The following is a 3,067-nucleotide window of genomic DNA, read 5'->3' on the forward strand; positions in this document are numbered from 1 at the left end:
ACCGCTGTATCCTTGTATTTTCAAGGATTCTTGTAACTTGTTCCGATAAAAATTTTGTTCCTATAACTACAATTATACTGAATTCGGTATAAACTTCGTTATACCGAATTTCATATTATACCGAAAGCATCCCCAAAAGCCTTTGTTCATCGCATCTGCCTGATAATATTTCGGTATAACTTTTTCACAGATGCGGACTTACTCACGACCATAAGCACGCATCGACTATGAATTTCCGGTATAATATTGAACTGCTATAAAATCAAGATATTGTGTTTATGTGGTTTGCCCTAATTTCAAAATCACAAGATTTATGAAAAAAGAGAGCAAATGATTATACCGAATTATCTATCGCCGAACTTGATTCTTTGAACGTAGCGGTATAGGGACATTAAAAAAATTATACCGAATTTTTCTAAAGAAGCTCCTGTATTTTCAACGCTTTTTTCATATTTCGGTATAACATGGGTTTCGGTATAACGGATGTTATCGGAAAATTTCGATAACCTGAATCCCCATATATGGATACTATTTATGAACCAGCGAAAATTACGAAAAATTGAATTGACAAAAAGGGCCAAATGGCTTAAAATATAACAGAAGTATACTAAAAAGCAGTAGTACAATTAAGGTATTGAAGTATTTTACGTCGCTTATATAATTAAAGCGCCATGATAATCCCTTTGCGGGATATGAAAGGGGGGGGCGTTGCTAGTAAACAAAAAACTCGGTTTAAAGCACAAGGAATATCGGGTAATAGAATTATTATGGCTGGCCAATAGGCCGCTTTCTGTCGATGTGATTGCATTGGCTGTTGGAACCGGCTGGACAAAGTTAAAAAAACAACAAAATGTAAAAGTCTGTCTAAACAGGTTACAAGCACTTGGAATGATAGACGTGAGAGAACCTTCAATGTATTATGCACTCTATACAAAAAGGGAATTAGAGGTGAGGCTGGCAAAAGAAAGAGGTATTAACTATCAAGAAAACTCCATTGCACATAGGATAAAAAATTTTCTGGGAACTGATGAATTGTCAGAAAAAGATGTTGAAGAATTAAGGAAATTATTATATGAGGAGGCGGGACATGAAAACATAAAATAATTATAGGGAGGTAGAGCAAACATGTTTCGGAATATTTTATTTATGATGTCTTTGTCTGGTAGTGTTATTATGATACTTTATGTTTTATTCTATCCATTAGCTCAAAGATATTTTCCGCTGATATGGAGATATAGAATATTAAAAATAGCTATGTTTTTTTACTTAATCCCTGTTGCAGAATGTAAGTATTATGTGTTGAAATTATTAAAGGCACTGTTTCCGGCGTTGTGGGATAAAATATTTGCCATGAAACCGTCAAGCTTCGATTTAACATATAGTATATATATTGAAAATGGACTTATACAGTTATCGCCTAATATATATATGATGTTTTTCATGATTGTATTATGTATGCTTATATCCAGTGTAATTTACTCAAGATTTTTTGTTCAAAATCAAAAGTTCAAGAAATTATATATAGTTGGAGAAAATAAAATTGAAAATACGGAACTTCAAGAAATTTTCTTAGAAATACAAAAGGAATTGAACATAAAAAAACAGATTCGATTTATTTGCTCTGAATATTGTCGGTCACCTGTAACAAGCGGCGTTATTTTTCCAACTGTATGGTTTCCTGCTTATTACGAAAGAGAAATGGATAAAAAAGCATTTCGGTATATGATAAAACACGAATTGCTACATATAAAGCGTAATGATATCTTAGTAAAATATTTAGGACTGCTGGTCGTTGCAATTCATTGGTTTAACCCACTCAGCTATTTTTTATATCATGAACTTTCTGCTATTGGAGAAATGTATTGTGATAATGGTGTTCTGCAAGATAAGGGAGAAGTTGGACGTAGAGAATATGGCGAACTATTGATACAGGCAGCTTCCAGAAAAGCACCAGATAATAGTTATTCTTTATTTGTTGGTATCGCAGACAAGGGGCATCAAAGGACAATGAAAAGGAGAATTATGGAAATGAGAAATATCAGAAAAAATAAAATGATTTTTTCTATTGTATCAATGATTATCATTTGTATGGCAGGTGGTTTGACTGCTTTCGCGTATGAAGCTCCAAATATAGTAACTAGTCAGAAGGATAATACTTTTTCTTTTGATGATATAATCATAGTAGGAGATACGGTTAATGAATCTATGCCTTACGATCAATATTTTATTGATGATGCAGGTGAAATATGTGAAATAAAGGAATCGAACTTATCAGAACGGGCAACTTGTTCTCATGAATACATAAACGGTATTTATAAAAAACATACAAAGAACAGTAGTGGTGGATGCACTGTAATAGAATATGATGCGCAAATTTGTGCTTTGTGTGGCTTTGTAAAAGTAGGAGATGAAAAAAATATACACATCTATAAAGAATGCCCACATTAACTTTTAGCAGAAAGGATAGAACAGAATGAATAAAACATATGGTTTGACCAATACCGAATCTCAAATCATGGAATTACTCTGGCAGGCAGAGAAACCTATGACCTTTAGAGAAATTATGTCAGTTGCACTGAATGAATGGAAAAAGACCTGGAAGGTACAGACATTAAGTACTTATTTAGCGAACCTGCAGAGAATGGGAATGATTGAAGCGGATAAAAGCGCAACTCCATACAACGCATATTATGCTACCTGTACGAAGGAACAGCATATTCATAATTGGACAAAGAAAATGGTAAAAGAATGCTACGGAAATTCGATCAGCCGCTTGATGTGCGCTTTTATTGGAGAAGGAACGCTAACGGAACAAGAAGCGGACGAATTAAGAAAATTATTATAAGATTTTGCCTGTAATGGATTGATATGAGTTGGTTTGCTTTCAAAATCTACAGAGGAGAGGGGCATGGCATTAGCAATTATCTGCTGGAATCGGATTTACTCATTTCAAAATAAAAAAGGAGGAGGACAGAGAACAATGTATTTAGCCCGGATTCTCGAAAACGTGACGATGAATTTTCGCCACACTTAGCCGAACCACCTGAATTTTATTGACAAAACCACC

Annotated in this window: 3 protein-coding genes; all 3 read left to right on the plus strand. The window is 34.0% G+C overall.

The annotated features are described in order from the left end of the window. Positions 1-708 precede the first annotated feature (708 nt). From NFS31_RS26385 to NFS31_RS26395, 3 genes are read left to right on the plus strand one after another with little or no spacing between them, the layout of a single operon-like run. Complete coding sequence (locus NFS31_RS26385) at positions 709-1,104, plus strand: BlaI/MecI/CopY family transcriptional regulator (protein WP_251501960.1); 396 nt, start codon at positions 709-711, stop codon at positions 1,102-1,104. Positions 1,105-1,125: 21 nt separating this feature from the next. Next, positions 1,126-2,448: a M56 family metallopeptidase gene (locus NFS31_RS26390; protein ID WP_251501963.1), complete on the plus strand. Its 1,323-nt coding sequence runs from the start codon at positions 1,126-1,128 to the stop codon at positions 2,446-2,448. A gap of 25 nt (positions 2,449-2,473) precedes the next feature. Then, complete coding sequence (locus tag NFS31_RS26395) at positions 2,474-2,845, plus strand: BlaI/MecI/CopY family transcriptional regulator (protein WP_251501966.1); 372 nt, start codon at positions 2,474-2,476, stop codon at positions 2,843-2,845. Positions 2,846-3,067: the final 222 nt, after the last annotated feature.

The organism is Otoolea muris, from assembly GCF_943193115.1.
Taxonomy (GTDB): Bacteria; Bacillota; Clostridia; order Lachnospirales; family Lachnospiraceae; genus Otoolea; species Otoolea muris.

Coding starts and splice junctions, on each gene's coding strand:
- NFS31_RS26390 (WP_251501963.1), top strand. CDS start 1,126: ATGTTTCGGAATATTTTATTTATGATGTCTTTGTCTGGTAGTGTTATT.
- NFS31_RS26395 (WP_251501966.1), top strand. CDS start 2,474: ATGAATAAAACATATGGTTTGACCAATACCGAATCTCAAATCATGGAA.